Here is a 22,162-nt window from a genome sequence, read left to right on the forward strand (position 1 = left end):
GGGGAGGCTCGCGTCAGAGACGGCAGGCGTGGATCGCCGTGGTCAGAATGGCACGGGCGCCCAGTTCGTACAGATCGTCCATGATCCGCTGCGCCTCCTTGGCCGGGACCATCGCGCGGACGGCGACCCAGCCCTCGTTGTGCAGCGGGGAGATGGTCGGCGACTCCAGGCCCGGGGTGAGGGCGACGGCCCGCTCCAGGTGCTCGGCGCGGCAGTCGTAGTCCATCATCACGTACGTACGGGCCACCAGGACGCCCTGGAGCCTGCGCAGGAACTGCTGGACCTTGGGCTCGTCCGCACTCCCGCCGGTGCGCCGGATGACGACGGCCTCGGATGTCATGATCGGCTCGCCGACCACTTCGAGCCCCGCGTTCCGCAGCGAGGTGCCGGTCTCCACCACATCGGCGATGACCTGGGCGACCCCCAGTTCGATGGCGGTCTCGACCGCGCCGTCGAGGTGGACGACGGAGGCGTCGACGCCGTTGTCCGCGAGGTGCTTGGCGACGATGCCCTCGTAGGAGGTGGCGACGGTCATACCGCCGAACTCCTCGACACCGCCGGCGGTGCCCGGCTTGGTGGCGTACCGGAAGGTGGAGCGCGCGAAGCCGAGCGGAAGGATCTCCTCCGCGTTGGCGCCGGAGTCCAGCAGCAGATCACGGCCGGTGATACCGATGTCGAGCCGGCCGGAGCTCACATAGATCGCGATGTCCCGGGGGCGGAGGTAGAAGAACTCCACCTCGTTGTCCGGGTCGACCAGGACGAGTTCCTTGGACTCCTTGCGCTGCTGGTATCCGGCCTCATGGAGCATCGCCGACGCAGGTCCGGACAGTGAACCCTTGTTGGGGACGGCGATGCGCAGCATGGGGCGGATTCCTTTGTGCGAAGGGGTGGTTGTACGGGGACCTGGCCGGTACGGAACCGGCTCCGGGCCGGTGCCCGCGGGCACCGGCCCGGAGCCGGTCAGAGATGGGCGTACACGTCGTCGAGGGAGATTCCGCGCGCGACCATCATCACCTGGACGTGGTAGAGGAGCTGTGAGATCTCCTCCGCGGCGGCTTCCTTGCCCTCGTACTCGGCGGCCATCCACACCTCGGCCGCCTCCTCGACGACCTTCTTGCCGATGGCGTGAACGCCCTTGTCCACGAGCTCGGCGGTACGGGAGGTCGCGGGGTCGCCGTTGGCGGCCTTCTGCTGAAGCTCGGCGAAGAGCTCCTCGAACGTCTTCTTGGACATGGTGGAAGTCACTTTACGCGGCCCCTGGAGGGGGTCAGCGCCAGGGTTCCGCGACGGTGCGCAGGGTGGCCGCGGTGGCGACGGCCGCGGTGACCGCCTCATGGCCCTTGTCCTCGTGCGAGCCCTCCAGCCCGGCCCTGTCGAGAGCCTGCGCCTCGGTGTCGCAGGTCAGTACGCCGAAGCCGACGGGCACGCCGGTGTCGACGGAGACCTGGGTGAGGCCCTGGGTGACGCCCTGGCACACGTACTCGAAGTGGGGGGTGCCGCCCCGGATGACGACGCCGAGGGCGACGACCGCGTCGTAGCCGCGCCCGGCGAGCACCTTGGCCACGACGGGCAGTTCGAAGCTCCCCGGGACACGCAGCAGGGTCGGCTCGTCGATACCGAGTTCCGTGAGGGCGCGCAGGGCGCCGTCGACGAGACCGTCCATGATCTTCTCGTGCCACAGTGCCGCGATCACGGCGACCCGGAGGTCTCCGCAGTTCTTCACACTCAGTTCGGGTGCGCCCTTGCCGCTCACGTCTCTCCTTGTAGCTGTGCTGTTCGCAGAAGTCGTTCTTGCCGGAGCCGGTCCTACTGGTGGTGACTCCGGGGCCTACTGGTTGCCGCAGGCGGACGCGCCGACGGCGGCGTCGAGCCAGGGCAGGTCGTGCCCCATCCGGTCGCGCTTGGTGCGCAGATAGCGGAGGTTGTGCTCGCCCGCCTGGACGGGCATCGGCTCACGTCCGGTGATCCGGAGCCCGTACCGCACCAGCGCGGCCGTCTTGTCGGGGTTGTTGGTCATCAGCCGCAGACTGCGCACACCGAGGTCGTCGAGGATCCGCGCGCCCGCCGCGTAGTCACGGGCGTCGGCGGGCAGGCCGAGTTCCAGATTGGCGTCGAGGGTGTCGCGGCCGCGCTCCTGGAGTTCGTACGCGCGCAGCTTGGAGAGCAGCCCGATGCCCCGGCCCTCGTGACCGCGGAGATAGACGACGATGCCGCGTCCCGCCTCGGTGACACGCTCCATCGATGCCTGGAGCTGGGGGCCGCAGTCGCAGCGCAGCGAGGCGAAGATATCGCCGGTGAGGCACTCGGAGTGGACGCGGACGAGCACGTCCTCGCCGTCGCCGATGTCCCCGTGGACGAGGGCGACATGCTCGACGCCGTCGACGGTGGAGCGGTAGCCGTACGCCGTGAACTCGCCGAAGGCGGTGGGCAGCCGGACCTCGGCGGCGCGCTGGACGGACGGCTCCGAGGTGCGGCGGTAGGCGATCAGATCCTCGATGGAGATGATCGCCAGACCGTGCTTGCGCGCGAACGGGATCAGTTCGGGCAGCCGCAGCATCACCCCGTCCTCACCGGCGATCTCCACGATCGCGCCGGCCGGACGCAGCCCCGCGAGCCGGGCCAGATCGACGGCCGCCTCCGTGTGCCCGTTCCGTACGAGCACACCGCCGGGCCTGGCGCGGAGCGGGAAGACATGGCCGGGCCTGACGAAGTCGCCGGGCTCGGCGTCGCCCGCGGCGAGCAGCCGGAGCGTGGTGGCCCGGTCGGCGGCGGAGATCCCGGTGGTGACGCCATGGACGGAAGCCGCGTCCACGGAGACCGTGAAGGCGGTGCGCATCGACTCCGTGTTGTGGTCGACCATCTGGGGGAGTTCGAGCCGGTCCAGCTCCGGGCCCTCCATCGGGGCGCAGATCAGTCCGCGGCACTCGCTCATCATGAAGGCGACGATCTCGGGTGTGGCCTTCTCGGCGGCGATGACGAGGTCGCCCTCGTTCTCGCGGTCCTCGTCGTCCACGACCACGACCGGCCGGCCGGCCGCGATGTCACGGATGGCCTGCTCCACCGGGTCGAGGGAGAGATCCTCGGCATGGTCCGCGGAGTACCAGGTGACGGGCGGCGGGACGGTGTGCGGCGCCTCGTCGAGGGCGGTGACGGCTGACGGGCGGGCTGTCGCTGACGGGCGGGATGTCATGCTGCTGCTCCTTCCAGGGACGGGGCGCCGGCGCGGGAGCGCAGCCACCAGTCACGCATTCCCCACAGAACGAGGACGAGGTAGATCACATAGACGAAGCCGGAGAAGGCGAGTCCGCTGCTGAACGCGAGCGGTACGCCGACGATGTCGACGAGCAGCCAGGCGAACCAGAACTCGACGAGCCCGCGTGCCTGGGCGACCATCGCGGCGAGCGTGCCGACGAAGATGTACGCGTCGGGCCAGGGGTTCCAGGACAGTTCGGGGACGGCGACGAACAGGCCGCCGACGGCGAGGGTGCCCACCGCCGTGCCGCCGAGGAGCACACCGCGCTCGCGCCAGGTCGCGAACCGGACGGCGATGGAGCCGTCCTGGGCCTGCCGCGTACCGCGCTGCCACTGGCGCCAGCCCCACAGCGCGACCCCGATGACCAGAAGCTGCTTGCCGACGCCGCCGCCGAGCTCGGCCGAGGCATAGGCGCCGACGAGGATGAGCCCGGAGAGCAGCTGGGCGGGCCAGGTCCAGATCGAGCGCCGCCAGCCGAGCGCGAGCGCGGCCAGTCCGATGGTGTTGCCGATCATGTCGGACCACAGGATGTGCTGATCGAAGGCCGTGAAGGCCTCGCCGTTCAGCCAGGACAGGGCGCTCACCGGACGGACTCCCCGCCCGCGGCGCGGACGGACTCCTCGGCCCCGGCGCGGACGAACTCTCCGCCCGCGGCGCCGATGCCCGCTCCGGCGCCGAGCAGCCGCTCGACGTACTTCGCGATGACGTCGACTTCGAGGTTGACCGGGTCGCCGGGAGCCTTGATGCCGAGCGTGGTCAGCGCGAGGGTGGTGGGGATGAGGCTGATGGTGAAGTAGTCCGGTCCGGCGTCCACCACCGTGAGACTGACGCCGTCGACGGTGATCGAGCCCTTCTCGACGACATAGCGCGTCAGCGCGGCGGGCAGCGAGATCTTGACGATCTCCCAGTGCTCGGACGGCTCGCGCTCGACGATGGTGCCGGTGCCGTCCACATGTCCCTGGACGATATGGCCGCCGAGCCGGCCGCCGAGCGCCATGGGGCGCTCCAGATTGACCCGGGAGCCGGTCTCCAGGGCTCCGAGACTGGAACGGTCGAGGGTCTCGGCCATCACATCCGCGGTGAACTCGCCGTCGCCGAAGTCCACGACCGTGAGACAGACTCCGTTGACGGCGATCGAGTCGCCGTGCTTGGCGTTCTCGGTGACGACGGGGCCGCGGAGGCGGAAGCGCGAGGAGTCGCCGAGGTTCTCGACGGCAGTGACCTCACCCAGTTCTTCGACGATTCCGGTGAACACTCAACGCTCCTTCGTGGTGGTGGTGCCCGGGACAGCGAATGCGGTTGTCACGGCGGTCACCGCGGCGGGCCCGCGCGCGGCCACGGCGGGCGCGGCCGGCCTCGCGGGTTCCGGGATCGCGGTGATCCGCAGATCGGGGCCGATCCGTACGCTCTCCGTCATCCGGAGTCGCAACGCCTCGGCGATGGTGGTGATTCCGGCGTCGGCGAGGGCGGCGGGACCCGCGCCGAGCAGGACGGGTGCGAGATAGCCGATGACCTTGTCGACCGCTCCGGCGGCGACGAAGGAACCGGCCAGGGCCGGACCGCCTTCGAGCAGTACGGAGCGCACGCCGCGTTCGTACAGGGCCCTGAGCAGGGCGGGGATGTCCAGACCGCGGGCACCGCGCGGCAGCCGTACGACATCGGGGAAATGGGCAAAGTCCGTGGGAGGGATGTCCTCGGCGACGGCGATCAGGGTGGGCGCGGCACCGTCCAGGATCCGGGCGCCGGGCCGTACGGCGGTGGCCTCCGTGTCGACCACGACGCGCAGCGGCTGTACGGCGCCCTCGATCCCCCGTACCGCGAGATGCGGATCGTCGGTGCGCGCGGTGCCCGAGCCGACCACGACCGCGTCGGCCTCGGCGCGCAGCCGGTGGACATCGGCGCGGGCCTCGGCGGAGGTGATCCAGCGGCTGGTGGAGTCGGCGGCGGCGATCCGGCCGTCGAGGGTGGCCGCGTACTTCCAGGTGACATGGGGGCGGCCGAGCCGTACGGAGGTGAGCCAGGCCGTATTGCCCGCCTCCGCCTCCTCGGCGAGCAGCCCCTGCTCGACGGTGACCCCGGCCGCGCGCAGGGTCTCTCCCCCGCCGGTCGCCCGCGGATTGGGATCGGCCACCGCGTAACTGACCCGGGCGACACCGGCGTCGACGAGCGCCTGTGAGCAGGGGCCGGTGCGGCCGGTGTGATCGCAGGGTTCGAGCGTGACGTACGCCGTGCCGCCGCGGGCCCGTTCACCGGCCGCGCGCAGGGCGTGGATCTCGGCGTGCGGTCCGCCCGCGCGCCGGTGGAAGCCCTCGCCTGCGGGGCGTCCCGCGGCATCGAGGATCAGGCATCCGACGACGGGATTGGGGCTGGTGGAACCGAGCCCGCTCGCGGCCAGCGCGATGGCCCGACGCATGGCGTCGGCGTCTGTCACGGCCTCGGCTTCGATGGCCACCGGGTCCTCCTGCCTCTTCGGGCACGGACTCCGGGGCCTGTCGATGACGACAGAGAAACGGGAACGCACACAGGGACGCCGAGGCCGGCGATCCGGATCGTCCGAGGACGACCCGCCGACGGCGGCGTACCGATGACGGCCCGCCGCGCACTGCCTCCCATCCGGACTTTCACCGTCGGTCCAGGAATCTCACCTGGTCAACCGGCCGCTGGCTGCGGACGGGTCGCGGACTGTAACCGCCGGTTCGGAATTACACCGACCCCGGAGTGCGCTGCTTCTGGTACGCGACCAGTGTGCCACGCCCGATCGTCGGCCATCCGGGGGATGTCTGTGGGCTGTCTCACAGGAGCCGTAGCTGTCTCATATTCCGGTATCCCGGAACGTTTCCGGCCAACTGTCGCGGAATCCCGGGCGTGTCCGGGCGATCGGGCGGCCTCGGTGGCCCGGTCGGGGTGGCCGCGCTCCGGGGTGGCCCGCGCGGGGGTGCGTGCCCGGACCGGACCGCCCGGTTCGGCCACCTGGACCGGACCGCCCGGACCCGACCGCCCGGTTCGGCCGGTCAGTTCGGCCGGTCAGTTCGGCCGGTCAGTTCGGTTCCGGGGCGAACAGGTCGTCCTGGGCCGCGTCACGTGCCGTCAGCAGGGCGCCCCGCAGAACGGCCGTGCCGCCCAGGGTCCCGGCTCTGACCTCCGTGCGCAGCGGGGACATCGCGGCCAGCCGGGCCTCCACCCGGGCGGCCAGTGCCGCGCCGCCCGCGTGGCCTACCTCGCCCGCCAGGACGATCCGGCCGGGGTCGAGCACCGCGCTGACCGCCGCCGCGCCGATGGCCAGCCGGTCGGCGAGCACCCCGAGGAACGCGTCGACGGCCTTGTCCTTCGGCGCGGACGCGGCCACCTCCCCCGCCGTGCCCCCCGCGGCACCCCGCGCCGCGCTCTCCGCCCCGACGGCCGCGCGTACGAGGGCCGCGGCGGGCGGTTCCTGCGCCGCGGCGACCGCCGAGATGCCGTACTCCTCGGCGAGTTCCCCGATGCCCGCCGAGCTCACCAGGGTGTGGAAGCCGCCGTCGCAGCCGAGCGCGGACGGCAGCCGCGAGGTGCCCGGCACGGGCAGGAAGCCGATCTCGCCCGCACCGCCCGAGGCGCCCCGGCGCAGCTTGCCGTCGAGCACGACAGCCGCGCCCACGCCGTGCCCCAGCCAGAGCAGTACGAAGGTGTCCTGGCCCCGGGCCGCGCCGAGACGCTGTTCCGCGAGCGCGGCGAGGTTGGTCTCGTTCTCCACCAGGACGGTGGCCGGCAGCCGCTCATGGAGCGCGGCGACAAGCCTCCGGTGCCAGGCGGGCAGTCCGGTGGTGTCACGCAGCTCGCCGGTGCCCGGGGCGACCAGGCCGGGCGCGCCGATGCCCACGCTGTGCAGCGGTACCGCACCGGCCTCCTCGGCCGTACGTTCCAGCAGCGCCGCCGCCCGTTCGACGGCGGCCTCCGTGGCCGTGTCGCTGCCGATGGGCAGGACGGCCTCGGCGAGGGTCGCGCCGAGCAGATCCGCGACGACGACGGAGACGCTGTGCGTCCGTACGTCGAGGGCCGCGAGATGGGCCAGATCGGCGACGATCCCGTACAGCCGCGCGTTGGGGCCGCGGCGCCGGTCGCCGCTCTCTCCGACGACCCGGACCAGCCCCGAGTCCTGGAGCCGTTCCACCAGGTCGGCGACGGTGGGACGGGAGAGTCCGGTCAGCGTCTTGAGCTGTCCTGCCGTCAACGGGCCTTCCTGCTGGAGCAGTCGCAGGGCGAGCCGGTCGTTGATGGCCCGTGCGGTGCTCGGGGATGCGGCCATGCCGGAATCCTTCCAGATCGCGGGGACCCTAAATTCTCTATTTATCAGGCAGGGTTCCTGATAGTTTACTGCGGCACCACGTACGGGTGTGTCCGCGGTGCGTCGGAGGACGGCACCTCGCAGGAGAGGGCAGGACAGGATGTCGGCTGAAGTGGTCTACGACAAACGGAGTTTGCGGCGCGCGCGGTTCGCCGTCGCCGCCGTCTTCTGTGTGCACGGGGCGGTCACCGGCAGCTTCGCCACCCGTATCCCCTGGATCCAGGACCACGCGGGGGTCAGCGCGGGGCAGCTCGGTCTCGCGCTCGCCTTTCCCGCGATCGGCGCCTCGGTCGCGATGCCCCTGGCGGGTACGGTCAGCCATCGCTTCGGGGCGCGCACCGCGCTGCGCGGACTGCTCGCGCTGTGGACCCTGGCGCTGACCCTGCCGGCGCTCGCGCCCGATCTGGTCACCCTGTGCGCCACGCTGTTCGTCTTCGGCGCGACCGCGGGCATGTCGGACGTGGCGATGAACGCGCTCGGGGTGGAGATCGAGAACCGTCTCGACAAGTCGATCATGTCCGGTCTGCACGGGATGTGGAGCGCGGGCGCCCTGATCGGCTCGGCCGCCGGCACCCTCGCCGCGCATGTCGGCACCGACGCGCGGCTCCACCATCTCCTGGCCGCGGGCGTGCTCACCGCACTGGGCCTGGTCTTCTGCCAGGGCGTACTGGATCTGCGGAGCGCACCCGACGAGGAGCCGCCGCCGCGGTTCGCGCTGCCGCCGAAGTCCGCGGTGGTCATCGGGGCGGTGGGGTTCTGCGCGGTCTTCGCGGAGGGCGCGAGCATGGACTGGTCGGCGGTCTATCTGCGCGACGTGCTGGACACCTCGCCCGGTCTCGCGGCGGCCTCGACCACGGCGTTCGCCCTGACCATGGCCATCGCGCGGCTCGCGGGCGACAAGGTGATCGACCGGTTCGGCGCCGTGCGGACGGTGCGGACGGGCGGGGTGCTGGCCGCGGCGGGCGGGGTGCTGGTCGTCGTCGCGCCCCATCCGGCGCTCGCCATGGCCGGCTTCGGGCTGCTCGGGCTGGGTGTGGCGGTGGTCGTACCGCTCGCCTTCGCGGCGGCGGGGCGTGCGGGGCCGAATCCGAGCCAGGCCATCGCGGGGGTCGCGACCATCACCTACACCTCGGGGCTGATCGCGCCCTCGGCGATCGGCGCGGTCGCCGACGCGACATCGCTGGTGGTGTCGTTCGGGCTGGTGACGCTGCTGGCGTGCGGGCTGATGGTGGGGGCGGGGGTGCTGCGCACGGGGGACCGGGTCGGAGCGGAGGCGACGGCGCGGCCGGTGGCGCCTCCGGGGTAGGCGCCTCCCGGCCAGGGTCGTGGTGCGGGAGCCGGCCGCGGGCCGGAACCCAGCCCGTCCGGCGATCGAGGACGGCGGTCCCGGTGTCGACCCCGGGGTTGCGCTCGCCGTCACGCCGGACGTACGGGCAGCCCCAGGGGTTGTGGGCCAACAGTCCCCACAATGACGCGCACAGGATTCATGAAGGGGAACCCTCCGCCCGGACGGCACAGAGGTCGCACGGATACGCTCGCGGCCGTTCCATAGAATGGTCATATGCGTACATTCTCCGCGCGTGGCGCGAATGAAGTACGTGGAGCCGCCAAATGTTGAGCCATCAACGAGCCTGTGTCATACGGTGGTTGGAACGTCACCGTCCGCACAAAGGAGTGCACCCATGCCGGTCAAACTCGGTCTCGGACTTCCGCAGATGAAGCAGTACGACCTGGGTCCCGATGTGGCCACCGTGGCACGCGCCGCGGAGCAGACGGGATACGAGAGCCTGTGGGTCTTCGAGCGCGTCCTCTTCCCCGAGCCCGCCACCCAGGGGCTGTACAACATCCCTGGGCTGCCCTGGCCCGACGAGTACCGCGGTGTCGCCGATCCGCTGGTGACGCTCACCCTGGCCGCCGCGGCCAGCGAGCGGGCCCGGCTCGGCACCAGTGTGCTGGTCGCGCCGCTGCACATCCCGTTCCAGCTCGCCCGTTCGCTCGCCTCGCTGGACGCCGCGAGCGGCGGCCGGGTGGTCGCGGGCCTCGGCACGGGCTGGTCGCTCGACGAGTACGCCGCGGCCTCCGTCGCCCCGTTCGAGAAGCGCGGCGCGGTCCTGGACGAGCTGCTCGACGTGTGCGCGGCCGTCTGGGGTCCCGACCCCGTCTCGTACGAGGGCGAGCTGACCACCATCGCCCCGTCCGAGGTCGGCCCCAAGCCGGCCCGGCCCATCCCGGTCTACCTCCCCGCGAACAGCGGGCGTGCCACGCGCCGGCTCGTGGAGCGGGCGGACGGCTGGATTCCCGTCGCCATGGGCGCGGAGCAGCTCGCCGATCAGTGGCGGAAGCTGCGGGACGCGGCGGCCGAGAGCGGTCGCGAACGCCCGATCGACGTCTGCGCGCGCGTCAACGCGCAGTACAGTCCGAAGCCGTACGAGGGCGGTGACCGCCGCGCCTTCCAGGGCAGCGTGGCGCAGATCGTCGAGGACCTGGCGGCGCACGCGGAGACGGGTGTGCCGGAGTTCCTGCTGGATCTCCAGACCACGACGCGGGACGCGGCGGAGCTGGTGGATGTGGCGACCGAGGTGTACGAGGCGGCGCGCGCCGCGGGCGTCTGACCGTACGTACCGTGTCCCGGACCGGCGGCGTACGGTGTCCCGGCCCGGGACCCGCGCGCCGCCTGTCCCGTCAAGTCCTCCGGCGGCTCGACCGCCTGTCCCGTCAGTCCTCCGGCAGCTCGACCGGCGCGATGTCGTCGTACACATCGCCCGGCCCGGGGTTGGTCGCGTCCGTCGCGCCCCCGAAGTGGTGCATCACTCCCCACACCGCGTTGAGCGCCGTCTGCACGGCGCCCTCGGCCCAGCCCGCCGTCCATGAGATGTCGTCCCCCGCCAGGAAGACGCCCCGCTTGTCCTCGGGCAGCCGGTCCTGCATGAAGTGCGTGAACAGCCGCCGCTGATAGCGGTAGTGACCGGGCAGATTGGCCTTGAACGCGCCCATGAAGTACGGCTCGTTCTCCCAGGACACCGTCACCGGACTGCCGATGATGTGCCGGCGGATGTCGACCCCTGGATAGATCTCCCGCAGCGAGTTGAGCATGACCTCCATCCGCTCACCGGCGGAGAGCGGGAGCCACTTGAGGCTGTCGTCGCACCAGGTGTACGAGAGACAGATGACGGCGGGCCGGTCCGGGCCGTCGTCCAGCAGATAGGTGCCCCGGGTCATCCGGTCGGTGAGCGTCATCGACATGACGTCACGTCCCGTTCCGGCGTCCTTGTCCCGCCAGAACGGCCGGTCCACCGGCACGAACAGCTTGGACGACTCCATGTAGTGGGTGCGCTCCATCGCCGTCCAGTGGTCGATCGGGAACAGCGACTCGTCACAGGCGATCTTGGAGAGCAGCAGCCACGACTGGGCGGTGAAGACCGCGGCGCGGTAGGTACGGATCCCGCCCGAGGCGTCCGTGACGGTGATCCGGTCGCCGGCCGTACGGTGCAGCCGTACCACCGCGGGCAGCGGCGCGCCGCCGTGCAGCGAGGAGAGCGAGGTCCCGGCCCGCCAGTGCGTGATCTTCACCGGCTCGCGCGCCCAGAGCCGCAGCGGCAACTGCTGGCTGCCGCCCACGATCGAACGGTGGTGGTCGTCGGCCTCCGTGTAGACGACCCGGAGGATCTCCAGGATGGAGTTGGGGAAGTCGGTGTCCCAGCCGCCGGTCCCGAATCCGACCTGGCCGAAGATCTCCCGGTGGCGGAAGGACTTGAAGGACGGGGAGTCGCAGAGGAAGCCGTAGAAGGTCTGGTTGTCGAGTTTCTCGACGAGCCGCGACCAGATCTCGCGGATGCGCGGGATGTCGCGCTCGCGCAGGGCGCGGTTCATGCCGGAGAAGTCCGCGCCCTCCTCCAGACAGGTGTTCCAGGCGTCCATCACCTCGCGGTACACCCCCGGCAGATCGTCGACGGTTCTCGCGTAGTGGGACTCGCCCTTGAGATCGACGACGGTCGACGGGGTCCCGGGGGCCAGCGGGTTGGGGAACGGGCGGGTCTCCAGTCCCACCAGATCGATGTAGTGCTGGAGCGCGGTGGAGGAGGGCGGGAAGCGCATCGCGCCCATCTCCGCGGTCAGTTCGGGGTCGCATCCCTCGAAGCCGACCGTACGCAGCCGTCCGCCGATCCGGTCGGCCTCGTACACGACGGGCTTGAGGCCCATCTTCATCAGCTCGTACGCGGCGACGATGCCGGAGAGCCCGCCGCCGATGACGGCGACCTCGGCGCCGTGCTCGGCCGCGGGTATCTGGCCGAGTCCGGCGGGATGCGCCAGGAAGTCGTCGTACGCGTACGGGAAGTCCGGCCCGAACATGGTGATCGGCGGCCGCGCCTCGGTGTGCTGGACGGCGGTGGGCACCGTGGACGTCATGGGGTGCGGGCTCCTTGCGGTACGTACGGCGGAACGGAACGGCGGCGAAACAGGACGGGACGGGACGGGCGGAGAGCCTGGGCCCGGGGGGCGGGCCGGGCTCCTGGGGTCAGACCGGGCCCGGGGGGCGGACCAGTGAGGCGTACAGACCGGGGCGGCGGTCGCGCAGATACGGATTGGCCTCGCGCGAGGCGCTCAGAAGCTCCTGGTCGACCTCGCCGACGAGCAGTTCCTCACCCCGTCCGGCACGCGCCCGGGTCGCACCGTCGGGACCGGCGAGACAGCTCAGCCCGATGAACTCGAACTCGCCTTCCTCACCCGTCCTGTTCACATAGGCGACATACATCTGGTTCTCGAAGGCGCGGACCGGCACCAGGGATTCGGCGACGAACTGGAACGGGTGCATCACGGCGGTCGGTACCAGCAGCAGATCGGTGCCCGCGAGCGCGTGCGCCCGGACGTTCTCCGGGAACTCGACGTCGTAGCAGATCAGGACACCGAGCCGCAGCCCTGCCAGCTCGGCCTGGATGACGGGGTGCTCTCCGGGCGTGAACCACTTCCGCTCGAAATCACCGAAGAGATGGGTCTTGCGGTAGTTCGCGAGCCGCGCTCCGTCGGGGCCGACGAGCTGCGCGGCATTGAAGATCCGCCCACCGCCCTCGGTCCCTTCCGGGGCCTCGTCCCGCTCGGGGTAGCCGTACAGCACCGCGAGCCCATGGCGCCCGGCGATCTCCGCGACGGCCATGGCCCCCGGGCCGTCGGCCGACTCGGCCAGCCGGGGCACCGCGTCACCGATCGCATAGCCGGTCAGAAACATCTCGGGACAGACCAACAGCCCGGCACCGGCGTCCGCGGCACGGCCCGCGGCCTCGTCCAGCACCGCGAGATTCCCGGCGACGGAGCCCGGCCGGCCGGAGGTCTGGAGCAGGGCGGTACGCAGCGACGGCATGGGTGACCTCGGACGGTACGAAGGGGTTTCCCCGGATCGCGGGGGACGCAATGACCGTACGGTCCGGCCGTCGGCCCGGACAAGACACGACCGTTGCGCGCGGACCACCGATCCGTTGCGCGATCTCCCGCCCCTCCGGCGATTCGTTGCGCCGGGTTTCCGGGGCGCGTCCCCGGCATGTCCTCACGATGTCCGGCCAGGTCCCAGGGCGATGTCCGGCCGGCGGGAGCCGGGGCGGAGGCTCTCAGGCCCCGGCCGGTCCGGTCCGGCCGGGTGCCGCTCCGGTCCGTGCGGGCGAGCCCGAGGAGTAGCGCCTCAGCAGCGGGGACAGCACGAGCACCGACTTCGTGCGCTCGACATACGGCTCACCCGCGATCCGTTCGAGCACCTGCTCGAAGTGGCGCATATCGGCCGCGAAGACCTGGGCGATCGCGTCCGCGTCACCGGTGACCGTGGACGCCGACACCACCTCGGGCAGCCGCTCCAGACCCCGGTGGATCGCGTCGGGCGAGGTGTTGCGCCGGCAGTAGATCTCGATGAAGCCCTCGGTCCGCCACCCCAGCGCCGCCGGGTCCACCCGTACCGTGAACCCGGTGATCGCTCCCCCGGCCCGCAGCCGGTCGACCCGGCGCTTCACGGCGGGGGCGGACAGCCCGACGAGCGAGCCGATGTCGGCGTAGGAGCGGCGGGCGTCCTCCGCGAGGGCGTGGACGATGCGTTCGTCGAGATCATTGAGTCGCACGGCTGGTGGTTCACTTCTCTGCGATGACCGGTCGGGGAGGGCGGAGTCCGCCGGGGGCGGAGCCGTACCGGAAGTAGAACACGGGCCCGGCCGTCCACGGACCGGATGCCATCGGGCCCGGTCCGGCTCGTACGGACGACGCAGGGGGCGTACCGCGACCGCGGTACGCCCCCTCCGTGTTCCACCCCACTCCCCGCGGTCACCGGACGACCGGTCACCCCCGGCCGCCGGACAACCGGTCACCACGCCATGCCACGCCAGGCCACGGGCCGATGCTCCGGGAGACCCCGCGCGGATCACTCCACCGCCAGCAGCCCCGCCCTGAGCCGCCCCGTGATCCGTGACAGCAGACGGGACACGTGCATCTGGGAGACGCCCAGCTCCGCGCCGATCTCCGACTGGGTCATCTCGTCGCCGAAGCGCATCTGGAGGATCCGCCGCTCCCGCTCGTCCAGCTCCGCGAGGAGCGGCTTGAGCGCCTGGACGTTCTCCGCCGTCTCCAGCCCGGTGTCGGGCGCGCCGAGCCGGTCGGAGAGCGGCACCGACGCCCCGCCCGCGTCGTCCGTCGGCATGTCGATCGAGCCCGCCGTGTAGCCGTTGCCCGCGACGACGCCCTCGATGACCTCTTCCTCGTCCAGACCGAGATGCTCGGCCAGTTCGGCCGTGGTCGGCGCGTGGTCGAGCCGCTGGGAGAGCTCGTCGGTCGCCTTGGCCAGATCGATCCGCAGCTCCTGGAGCCGGCGCGGGACATGCACGGCCCAGCTCGTGTCCCGGAAGAAGCGCTTGATCTCACCGACGATGTACGGGACGGCGAACGTCGCGAACTCCACCTCACGGCTCAGCTCGAACCGGTCGATCGCCTTGATCAGACCGATGGTGCCGACCTGGACGATGTCCTCCATCTGGTCCGAGCGGTTCCGGAACCGGGTGGCCGCGTACCGCACCAGCGCGAGGTTCAGCTCGATCAGGGTGTTGCGTACGTACTGGTACTCGTGCGTGCCTTCCTCCACCTCGGTGAGGCGGGCGAAGAAGAGCCTTGAGATCTCCCGGGCGTCCTTGGGCGCGACGTCCGCCGGGCACTCCACGTAAGGAAGGTCCAGCTCCGCCGCATCCGCGTGTGGCCGGCTCACATACGCGTCCGCGTGTTGCCGGCTCACATACTGCGTGCTGTCGGTCGGGACCGTGCTCGCCGTGGACACATCGTCCTCCCCTGCTCCGTGGTCAGTGCGTAGCGCGTGTACCCGGTGCCCACACACTCATGCGTACCGATGCGGAACAATCGCGATCGGATGTGAACCACCGCCGGCCGCCGGCCGGTTCACCCCACCGCGCGGCCGGGGCGAACCGACCGGAAGACCCTAGGTCCAACTGGCGTGCAGCGGCTTGCCCTCGGCGTATCCGGCGGCGCTCTGGACGCCGACGATCGCCTTCTCCGCGAACTCCTCCAGGGAGTTGGCCCCGGCGTAGGTGCAGGACGAGCGGACCCCCGCGATGATCGAGTCGATCAGGTCCTCGACACCGGGCCGCGACGGGTCGAGGAACATCCGGGAGGTGGAGATGCCCTCCTCGAAGAGCCCCTTGCGGGCCCGGTCGTACGCCGACTCCTCGCTCGTACGGTTCCGTACGGCGCGGGCCGAGGCCATACCGAAGGATTCCTTGTACAGCCGTCCGTCGGCGGCCTGCTGGAGATCGCCGGGGGACTCGTACGTACCGGCGAACCAGGAGCCGATCATGACGTTGGAGGCGCCGGCGGCGAGCGCCATGGCGACATCGCGCGGGTGCCGGACCCCGCCGTCGGCCCATACGTGCCTGCCGGACTTCCTCGCCTCCGCCGCGCACTCCCTGACGGCCGAGAACTGCGGCCGGCCGACCCCGGTCATCATGCGCGTGGTGCACATCGCGCCGGGGCCGACACCGACCTTGACGATGTCCGCGCCGGCCTCGATCAGATCGCGTACGCCTTCGGCGGCGACGACATTGCCCGCGACGACCGGCACCGCCGGGCCGAGCGCGCGGACCGCCCTGACGGCCGCGATCATCGACTCCTGGTGCCCGTGCGCGGTGTCGACGACGAGTGTGTCCACACCCGCGTCGAGCAGCTGGGCCGCCTTGCCCGCGACATCCCCGTTGATACCGACGGCGGCGGCGATCCGCAGCCTGCCCCCGGCATCGGTGGCCGGCGTGTAGAGGGTCGCGCGGAGAGCGCCCTTGCGGGTCAGGATGCCGACCAGACCGCCTTCGGCGTCGACGGCCGGGGCGAGCTTGCGATTGGCGTTGTCGAGGGTGGTGAACGCCTCGCGCGGATCCATGTCCGCGGAGATCAGCAGCAGATCCTTCGACATGGCCTCGGAGAGCTGGGTGAAACGGTCGACCCCGGTCAGATCGTGCTCGGTGACGATCCCGACGGGCCGGTGGTCACCGTCGACCACGACACCCGCGCCATGGGCCCGCTTGGGCAGCAGGGACAGCGCGTCGCCGACGGTCTGGGTGGGGGCCAGCACGATCGGGGTGTCGAGTACGAGATGGCGCGTCTTGACCCAGGAGATGACCTCGGTGACGACCTCGATCGGGATGTCCTGGGGAATGACGACCAGTCCGCCGCGCCGGGCGACGGTCTCGGCCATCCGACGGCCCGCGATGGCCGTCATATTGGCGACGACGAGGGGGATGGTGGTGCCCGTGCCGTCCTGGGCGGAGAGGTCCACGTCCTGACGGGAGCCGACGGCCGAGCGGCTCGGCACCATGAAGACATCGTCGTAGGTCAGGTCGTAGGGAACCGGAGCACTCTCCACATGGCGACCGGTACCCGGTTCGAGGAAACGCATAGCTCTCACATTTTCCGTGGAAGACAGCGCAGGTCGTCTCCACGAAGGCGCAGCAAAAGGCCCCCGCGTTCGTCTGCTCCTCCAGGAGGGATTCCTCCGGGAGGAAGGTACGGAGGAGGTACGGGGGCTCCGAGGCCAGGAAGTGGTACCTGCCTTACCCCAGGAGCTTACCGTGTGCCCCGCGCCCGGCACGGCGCGGCCGGTCGCCGGCGGTGGACCGCCCGCGATGGACCGCCCGCGATGAGCCGTCCGCCGGTCACTCGTCCGGGTCGCACCGCTCCAGCGCGGGACGCGGCGCCGGTTCGAACTCGGTCAGCAGGAAGTCCGCCGCCGCGGTGTCGGTCACCAGGCTCGTGACCAGCCCGGATCTGAGAACCGCGCCGATCGCCTCGCCCTTGCGCAGCCCGCCCGCGATCGCCACGACCTCCGGGATACGGCGCAGCCGCTCGGCCTCGACCGTGATGCACCGCTCGCCCAGGTCGCGGCCGACCCGGCGGCCCTCCGCGTCGAAGAGATGCGCGGACATCTCGGCGGCGACACCGAGCGAGGCGTAGTGGGAGCGCTCCTCGTCGGTGAGCATGTCGTGCACCGCGGAGATGCCCGGCTCCCACGAGCCGATGGAGACGGCGGCGACGGTGACCTTGTCGAAGTACTCGAAGGCGCGCGCGATACCGGTCTGGCTGCGCAGCGCGGCGGCGGTCGCCGGGTCGGGCAGCAGCATCGGGGCGTAGATGGGGTGGGCCTCGCCCCCGGACACCTGGGCGGCGCGCCGTACCGCCTCGACCGAGCCGCGCTCGGCGGTGCCCGCGTCGTACACCCCGGTGAGCTGGACGACCGTACAGGGCGGCAGCCGGTCGAGCGCCGCCGCCATATGGATGGTGGACCGGCCCCAGGCCAGCCCGAGCACATCGCCCTCGACCACCAGTTCGCCGAGCAGATCGGCCGCGACCTCGCCGAGGTTCTCCGGGTCGGGCGACTCGTCCCCGCCGTCCGCCGGCGACTCGACGACCACCGCGTGCCGCAGTCCGTACCGCGCGCGCAGCGCGTCGGAACGCTCCGCGTCCAGCTCGGCGGGGACGCGGATCTCGATCCTCACGAGATCGCGCTCCAGCGCCGTCTCCAGGACCCGGGCCACCTTGAAGCGGCTGACGCCGAACTCCTCGGCGATCTGGATCTTGGACTTTCCCTCGAGGTAGAAGCGACGGGCCATGGCCGCCGCCTGCACCAGCTCCGCGGGTCCCATCCGCAGGGCGGACCGACCCGCCGACATTGCAGACACCGCGATCTCCTCACTGCTGTGCGCACTCTGGACTCGCTGTTCATCCTGTCAGATCCAGCGATCCTTGATCGGCCCGAATGGGCCCCGTTCATATTCCCGTGGCTCAGTGGACGGCTGGCAAGCCGGCCGTTGTCCCCGGCTCCGTGACGGCTCAGTGGCCGCACGCCCAGGAGGCCGCGGAGATGGTCTTGGCGGCCTGGTCGCGCAGGGCCCGTACCGCCGCGGCCGGGTCGTCGGCTCCGTATACGGCGGAACCCGCCACGAAGACATCGGCGCCGGCCTCGGCGCATCGCTCGATGGTGCTCGCCGAGACCCCTCCGTCGACCTGGAGCCAGAGCTCCAGTCCGTGCTTGGAGATCAGCTCCCGGGTACGGCGGATCTTGGGCAGCATGATGTCCAGGAAGGCCTGACCGCCGAAGCCCGGCTCCACGGTCATGATCAGCAGCATGTCCAGCTCGGGGAGCAGATCCTCGTACGGCTCGACGGGCGTCGCGGGCTTCAGCGCCATGGACGCCCGCGCCCCCTTGGCCCGGATCTCACGCGCCAGCCGTACGGGAGCCGCCGCGGCCTCCACATGGAAGGTCACGGAGCCCGCACCCGCCTCGACGTACTGGGGTGCCCAGCGGTCGGGGTCCTCGATCATGAGATGGCAGTCCAGCGGGGTGTCCGCCGCCCGGCCGAGCGCTTCGACCACCGGTACGCCCAGGGTCAGATTGGGCACGAAGTGGTTGTCCATGACATCGACATGGAGCCAGTCGGCGCCGTCGACCGCCGCCGCCTCCTCGGCGAGACGGGCGAAGTCGGCGGACAGGATGCTGGGGTTGATCTGGGCCATGTGCCAAGCCTGCCATGTTCCGGACCACTTCCTGACCGCCCGGCGTACCTCTGTGCGAACCAATGCCGAAGGGGAGCGACACAGTCCGCCCAAAGCGGCGGATTCGGTGCCGCTCGGCAGGCCGGAAGCGGAGGTCGGGAGACCGGTACGAGGGCGCGGTGCCGTGCGCTCAGGCCGTGCGGCGCAGCAGGGCCAGATACATCGCGTCCGTCCCGTGCAGATGCGGCCAGAGCTGGACGTCGGGGCCGTCACCGAGCGCCGGTACGCCCGGCATCAGCGCTCTGGCGTCGATCCATTCGGCCCGCACCGCCGGACCGCCGCGCCCCCTGAGGACGTCCTCGACGACGGCCTTGGTCTCCGCGGGATGCGGGGAGCAGGTCACGTACCCGACGACTCCACCGACCCGTACGGCGTCGAAGGCTCCCCGCAGCAGTCCGCGCTGGAGCGGCGCGAAGCCCTCCAGGTCCTCCGGACGACGGCGCCAGCGCGCCTCCGGCCTGCGCCGCAGCGCGCCGAGGCCCGAGCAGGGGACATCGACCAGGACCCGGTCGAAGGAGCCGGGGACCCAGGGCGGGCGGGTGCCGTCCGCGGTGACGACCTGGTACGGGCCGGGGTTCCCGGCGAGCGCGCGTGCCACGAGCCTGGCCCGGTGCGGCTGCTTCTCGGCGGCGACCAGGGTCGCGCCGCGTTCGGCTGCCAGCGCCGCCATCAGCGCAGCTTTGCCGCCGGGTCCCGCGCAGCCGTCGAGCCAGCGCGCGTCGGGGCCCTCCAGCGGTGCGTCGGCGACGGCGACCGCGACGAGCTGGCTGCCCTCGTCCTGGACACCGGCCCGGCCCTCCCGTACGGCGTCGAGCGCGCCCGGTTCGCCGCCCTCGCTGAGCCGTACGGCATACGGCGACCAGCGGCCGGGGAGCGCGCCGTCCTCGCCCAGCGCGGTCAGCAGTTCCTCGGTGGAGGCGCGGCCGGGCCGGGCGACCAGGGTGACCTCGGGCCGCTCGTTGTCGGCTTCGAGCAGGTCCTCGATCCCCGCGCGACCGCCGCCGAGCGCGTCCCAGAGCGCCGAGACCACCCAGCGGGGGTGCGAGTGGACGACCGCGAGATGGTCCTCCGCGTCCTCCTCGTACGGCGGGGCGACCCGCTCCAGCCAGGTGTCCAGATCGTCCTGCGCGATCTTCCGCAGCACCGCGTTGACGAACCGCGCGCGTCCGTCGCCGAGCACCACCCGGGCCAGTTCCACGCTCGCGGAGACCGCGGCGTGGGTCGGGATCCGCGTACCGAGAAGCTGGTGCGCGCCGAGCGCGAGCACATCGAGCACCGGTGGGTCGACCTCACGCAGCGGCCGGTCGACACAGGCCGAGATGATCGCGTCGTACGTGCCCTGGCGGCGCAGCGTCCCGTACACCAGCTCGGTGGCGAGCGCGGCGTCCCGTGGCTCGAAGCCGCTGTTCTCGCGGGCCTTCTTCAGCAGCGGGGGCAGTACGAGATTGGCGTACGCGTCCCGCTCGTCGACGGCCCTGAGCGCCTCGAAGGCGAGGATCCGGACGGGGTCCTTCTTGGGGCGGCGGTACGGCTTGGCGGGACGGTGAGGGGCCTGCGCGTTCAAAGGTGCTCCGCGGTGAGAGATGGTGATCGCCACCAGCCTAAGCGCTGCCCGGTGGCCGGAAAGAACCGTGTACCGCCGCCCGGCACACCCGGCCGCCCCGGCGGGCCGTGACGGGGGCGCGACGCCCGCCGGGGACGTCCGAGAGGGACGCCCGCGACAGAGAGGGACGCCCGAGCGGGACGCCCGCCGGCGGGCCGCTCTTCGAAGCGCCACACCTGACCGGCCCGCGCGTCAGTGGTCCGCGCCGAGCCGTTCGCCCGGGGCGATCCGTACCCCGCGTGCCCAGTCGGCCGCGCGCATCGGCTTCTTGCCCTGCGGCTGGACCCAGAGCAGCTCGACATCGTGCGAACCGGTGCCGACGTGCACATTGTTCTTGCCGGCGGCCAGGGTCCCGGGCGCCAGTTCCGTACGGTCCGCCAGCAGCGCGAGCTGGATCAGCTTGAGCCGCTCCCCGCGGAAGACGGTCCAGGCGCCGGGCGCGGGAGTGCAGGCGCGGACGACCCGGTCGACCCGGAGAGCGGGCGCGGTCCACTCCACCTGTGCGTCCTCGACGCTGATCTTGGGCGCGAGCGAGATGCCCTCGGCGGGCTGCGGCACGGGCTTGAGCGTGCCGTCCTCGATGCCGTCCATGGTCGCGACGAGCAGTCCCGCGCCGGCGAAGGCCAGTCTGGTCAGCAGATCGCCGCTGGTGTCGGTGGGCCGTACATGCTCGGTGAGCACGCCGTACACCGGTCCCGAGTCCAGGCCCTCCTCGATCAGGAAGGTGGCCGCACCGGTCATCTCGTCGCCCGCCATGACCGCGTGCTGCACGGGCGCGGCACCGCGCCAGGCGGGCAGCAGCGAGAAGTGCAGATTCACCCAGCCGTGGGCGGGCACATCGAGGGCGACCCTCGGCAGCAGGGCGCCGTACGCGACGACGGGGCAGCAGTCGGGACCGATCTCGCGCAGCCGCGCGAGAAAGTCCTCGTCCCGTGGCCTGGCGGGCCTGAGCACCTCGATGCCCGACTCCTCCGCGCGCTGGGCGACGGGGCTGGCGACCAGCCTGCGTCCGCGGCCCGCGGGCGCGTCGGGCCGGGTCACGACGGCGGCGACCTCATGCCGGTCGGAGGCGATGAGTGCGTCCAGGGCGGGTACGGCGACCTCGGGGGTGCCGGCGAAGACGAGCTTCATCGGTGGCTGACTGCCTCTCGGGCTGATACGTACGGTGACGAGCGACGCACCAGTCTATGGGCCACGACGGCGGGGGGCCGCAGGGGGCGTACGTCGGTGTGCGCGCCCCGCGCATATGCGCACACGCCCCCGCAGCGTGACCACATCGCCGGGTGGCGCGTTGTCAAGGGAGATTGACCAACGCGGGCCGCACCGGTGCGGCCCGGATCCTTTTCAACGCCGGTTCGAGAGGCTTGTTCATGGCCGACCACGCAACCCACGACGCACAAGCCCGTGCAAGTCTCCACCTGTTGGTGCGGGACATCGAGCGGGTCCGGCGGCAGGTGGACGCGCTGCGCACCCTCACCGCCCAGTTGGGCAATGTCTACCGCCCGCGCCGTTCGGGCCCGTCCACGGGCTTCGTCGTCTACGGCAGGGCCCCCGCCCCGACCGTCCGTCTGGCACAGGAGCTGAGGGACAGCGTCGAGACCCTGGTGACCGCGGCCGTGGACTTCGACCGCTCGCTGGGATTCTCGTGGGACGCGGTGGGCTCCGCGCTGGGGGTCACGAAGCAGGCGGTGCACCGCCGTTACGGCACGCGCCGGGCCGCACAGCAGCCGGGCGCGGGCGACGCGGACCGCGCGCAGGAGACGGTGACGGTGCCGAGCGCCGTCCCGGCGGTGCCGGCCGCCCGCTCGATGCCACCGCAGCCGACGGCGACGACGCAGGCCCTCCGCGAGGATCCCCGTCCACCGGCTTTCCCGGGCCCCCGCGGCGGCTGATCCGCCGACGAGCGCCG

Annotated in this window: 20 protein-coding genes and 1 riboswitch; of the genes, 3 read left to right on the forward strand and 17 right to left on the reverse strand. The window is 71.7% G+C overall.

Annotation, left to right across the window (positions count from 1 at the left end; translation table 11 throughout):
- Positions 1–13 precede the first annotated feature (13 nt).
- The 8 genes from hisG to ACWGDX_RS30925 form a co-directional block, all read right to left on the reverse strand.
- Positions 14–862, reverse strand: a complete 849-nt coding sequence (hisG, locus tag ACWGDX_RS30890; RefSeq protein WP_453630892.1) for an ATP phosphoribosyltransferase — start codon at positions 860–862, stop codon at positions 14–16.
- A 98-nt stretch (positions 863–960) separates the two neighbouring features.
- Entirely contained in the window at positions 961–1,233 is a 273-nt protein-coding gene (locus ACWGDX_RS30895) for a phosphoribosyl-ATP diphosphatase (protein WP_018850137.1), read from the reverse strand.
- 34 nt (positions 1,234–1,267) lie between these two features.
- Positions 1,268–1,753, reverse strand: a complete 486-nt coding sequence (gene ribH, locus ACWGDX_RS30900; RefSeq protein ID WP_453630894.1) for a 6,7-dimethyl-8-ribityllumazine synthase — start codon at positions 1,751–1,753, stop codon at positions 1,268–1,270.
- A gap of 75 nt (positions 1,754–1,828) precedes the next feature.
- A complete protein-coding gene (locus tag ACWGDX_RS30905; protein ID WP_453630896.1) occupies positions 1,829–3,190 on the reverse strand; it encodes a bifunctional 3,4-dihydroxy-2-butanone-4-phosphate synthase/GTP cyclohydrolase II in 1,362 nt (453 codons plus the stop codon).
- Entirely contained in the window at positions 3,187–3,837 is a 651-nt protein-coding gene (locus tag ACWGDX_RS30910) for a nicotinamide mononucleotide transporter family protein (RefSeq protein WP_453630898.1), read from the reverse strand. The genes ACWGDX_RS30905 and ACWGDX_RS30910 overlap by 4 nt, the downstream gene beginning before the upstream one ends.
- On the reverse strand, positions 3,834–4,508 hold the full coding sequence (locus tag ACWGDX_RS30915) for a riboflavin synthase (protein WP_453630900.1): 675 nt from the start codon (positions 4,506–4,508) through the stop codon (positions 3,834–3,836). Before ACWGDX_RS30915 ends, ACWGDX_RS30910 begins: the two co-directional genes overlap by 4 nt.
- On the reverse strand, positions 4,509–5,666 hold the full coding sequence (gene ribD / locus ACWGDX_RS30920; protein ID WP_453630943.1) for a bifunctional diaminohydroxyphosphoribosylaminopyrimidine deaminase/5-amino-6-(5-phosphoribosylamino)uracil reductase RibD: 1,158 nt from the start codon (positions 5,664–5,666) through the stop codon (positions 4,509–4,511).
- A 182-nt stretch (positions 5,667–5,848) separates the two neighbouring features.
- Positions 5,849–5,979: riboswitch (FMN riboswitch) on the reverse strand.
- 311 nt (positions 5,980–6,290) lie between these two features.
- On the reverse strand, positions 6,291–7,535 hold the full coding sequence (locus tag ACWGDX_RS30925) for an ROK family transcriptional regulator (protein WP_453630902.1): 1,245 nt from the start codon (positions 7,533–7,535) through the stop codon (positions 6,291–6,293).
- Positions 7,536–7,674: 139 nt separating this feature from the next.
- Here ACWGDX_RS30925 and ACWGDX_RS30930 point away from each other — a divergent pair, with 139 nt between their 5' ends.
- Positions 7,675–8,880, forward strand: a complete 1,206-nt coding sequence (locus ACWGDX_RS30930; RefSeq protein WP_453630904.1) for an MFS transporter — start codon at positions 7,675–7,677, stop codon at positions 8,878–8,880.
- Positions 8,881–9,256: 376 nt separating this feature from the next.
- Complete coding sequence (locus ACWGDX_RS30935; protein ID WP_453630906.1) at positions 9,257–10,186, forward strand: LLM class F420-dependent oxidoreductase; 930 nt, start codon at positions 9,257–9,259, stop codon at positions 10,184–10,186.
- 103 nt (positions 10,187–10,289) lie between these two features.
- Here the strand turns inward: ACWGDX_RS30935 and ACWGDX_RS30940 are convergent, their stop codons facing one another.
- The 9 genes from ACWGDX_RS30940 to fmt form a co-directional block, all read right to left on the reverse strand.
- A complete protein-coding gene (locus tag ACWGDX_RS30940; protein ID WP_453630908.1) occupies positions 10,290–11,981 on the reverse strand; it encodes a flavin monoamine oxidase family protein in 1,692 nt (563 codons plus the stop codon).
- Between the two features lie 109 nt (positions 11,982–12,090).
- Positions 12,091–12,930, reverse strand: coding sequence for a carbon-nitrogen hydrolase family protein (locus ACWGDX_RS30945; protein ID WP_453630910.1), 840 nt, complete (start codon positions 12,928–12,930; stop codon positions 12,091–12,093).
- Between the two features lie 244 nt (positions 12,931–13,174).
- A complete protein-coding gene (locus tag ACWGDX_RS30950; protein WP_382864180.1) occupies positions 13,175–13,672 on the reverse strand; it encodes an Lrp/AsnC family transcriptional regulator in 498 nt (165 codons plus the stop codon).
- Positions 13,673–13,968: 296 nt separating this feature from the next.
- Positions 13,969–14,871: an RNA polymerase sigma factor SigF gene (locus ACWGDX_RS30955; RefSeq protein WP_453630912.1), complete on the reverse strand. Its 903-nt coding sequence runs from the start codon at positions 14,869–14,871 to the stop codon at positions 13,969–13,971.
- 159 nt (positions 14,872–15,030) lie between these two features.
- Positions 15,031–16,497: a GuaB1 family IMP dehydrogenase-related protein gene (locus tag ACWGDX_RS30960; RefSeq protein WP_453630914.1), complete on the reverse strand. Its 1,467-nt coding sequence runs from the start codon at positions 16,495–16,497 to the stop codon at positions 15,031–15,033.
- Between the two features lie 256 nt (positions 16,498–16,753).
- Positions 16,754–17,767 (reverse strand): sugar-binding transcriptional regulator, encoded by a 1,014-nt coding sequence (locus tag ACWGDX_RS30965; protein WP_363084859.1) that lies wholly within the window; start codon positions 17,765–17,767, stop codon positions 16,754–16,756.
- Positions 17,768–17,927: 160 nt separating this feature from the next.
- Complete coding sequence (gene rpe / locus ACWGDX_RS30970) at positions 17,928–18,611, reverse strand: ribulose-phosphate 3-epimerase (RefSeq protein WP_453630915.1); 684 nt, start codon at positions 18,609–18,611, stop codon at positions 17,928–17,930.
- 169 nt (positions 18,612–18,780) lie between these two features.
- Positions 18,781–20,214: an RsmB/NOP family class I SAM-dependent RNA methyltransferase gene (locus tag ACWGDX_RS30975; protein ID WP_453630916.1), complete on the reverse strand. Its 1,434-nt coding sequence runs from the start codon at positions 20,212–20,214 to the stop codon at positions 18,781–18,783.
- Between the two features lie 231 nt (positions 20,215–20,445).
- Complete coding sequence (gene fmt, locus ACWGDX_RS30980) at positions 20,446–21,384, reverse strand: methionyl-tRNA formyltransferase (RefSeq protein ID WP_453630918.1); 939 nt, start codon at positions 21,382–21,384, stop codon at positions 20,446–20,448.
- Positions 21,385–21,623: 239 nt separating this feature from the next.
- Between fmt and ACWGDX_RS30985 the strand changes: the two genes are divergently transcribed.
- Complete coding sequence (locus ACWGDX_RS30985; RefSeq protein WP_453630920.1) at positions 21,624–22,145, forward strand: hypothetical protein; 522 nt, start codon at positions 21,624–21,626, stop codon at positions 22,143–22,145.
- Positions 22,146–22,162: the final 17 nt, after the last annotated feature.

It is taken from the genome of Streptomyces sp. NPDC055025 (genome assembly GCF_053608565.1).

Excerpts from the sequence above, each read along its gene's own strand:
- ACWGDX_RS30895 (WP_018850137.1), bottom strand. The coding sequence starts at position 1,233 with ATGTCCAAGAAGACGTTCGAGGAGCTCTTCGCCGAGCTTCAGCAGAAG.
- ACWGDX_RS30930 (WP_453630904.1), top strand. The coding sequence starts at position 7,675 with ATGTCGGCTGAAGTGGTCTACGACAAACGGAGTTTGCGGCGCGCGCGG.
- ACWGDX_RS30945 (WP_453630910.1), bottom strand. The coding sequence starts at position 12,930 with ATGCCGTCGCTGCGTACCGCCCTGCTCCAGACCTCCGGCCGGCCGGGC.
- ACWGDX_RS30925 (WP_453630902.1), bottom strand. The coding sequence starts at position 7,535 with ATGGCCGCATCCCCGAGCACCGCACGGGCCATCAACGACCGGCTCGCC.
- hisG (WP_453630892.1), bottom strand. The coding sequence starts at position 862 with ATGCTGCGCATCGCCGTCCCCAACAAGGGTTCACTGTCCGGACCTGCG.
- ACWGDX_RS30940 (WP_453630908.1), bottom strand. The coding sequence starts at position 11,981 with ATGACGTCCACGGTGCCCACCGCCGTCCAGCACACCGAGGCGCGGCCG.
- ACWGDX_RS30960 (WP_453630914.1), bottom strand. The coding sequence starts at position 16,497 with ATGCGTTTCCTCGAACCGGGTACCGGTCGCCATGTGGAGAGTGCTCCG.
- ACWGDX_RS30935 (WP_453630906.1), top strand. The coding sequence starts at position 9,257 with ATGCCGGTCAAACTCGGTCTCGGACTTCCGCAGATGAAGCAGTACGAC.
- ACWGDX_RS30985 (WP_453630920.1), top strand. The coding sequence starts at position 21,624 with ATGGCCGACCACGCAACCCACGACGCACAAGCCCGTGCAAGTCTCCAC.
- fmt (WP_453630918.1), bottom strand. The coding sequence starts at position 21,384 with ATGAAGCTCGTCTTCGCCGGCACCCCCGAGGTCGCCGTACCCGCCCTG.
- ACWGDX_RS30965 (WP_363084859.1), bottom strand. The coding sequence starts at position 17,767 with ATGTCGGCGGGTCGGTCCGCCCTGCGGATGGGACCCGCGGAGCTGGTG.
- rpe (WP_453630915.1), bottom strand. The coding sequence starts at position 18,611 with ATGGCCCAGATCAACCCCAGCATCCTGTCCGCCGACTTCGCCCGTCTC.
- ribD (WP_453630943.1), bottom strand. The coding sequence starts at position 5,666 with ATGCGTCGGGCCATCGCGCTGGCCGCGAGCGGGCTCGGTTCCACCAGC.
- ACWGDX_RS30905 (WP_453630896.1), bottom strand. The coding sequence starts at position 3,190 with ATGACATCCCGCCCGTCAGCGACAGCCCGCCCGTCAGCCGTCACCGCC.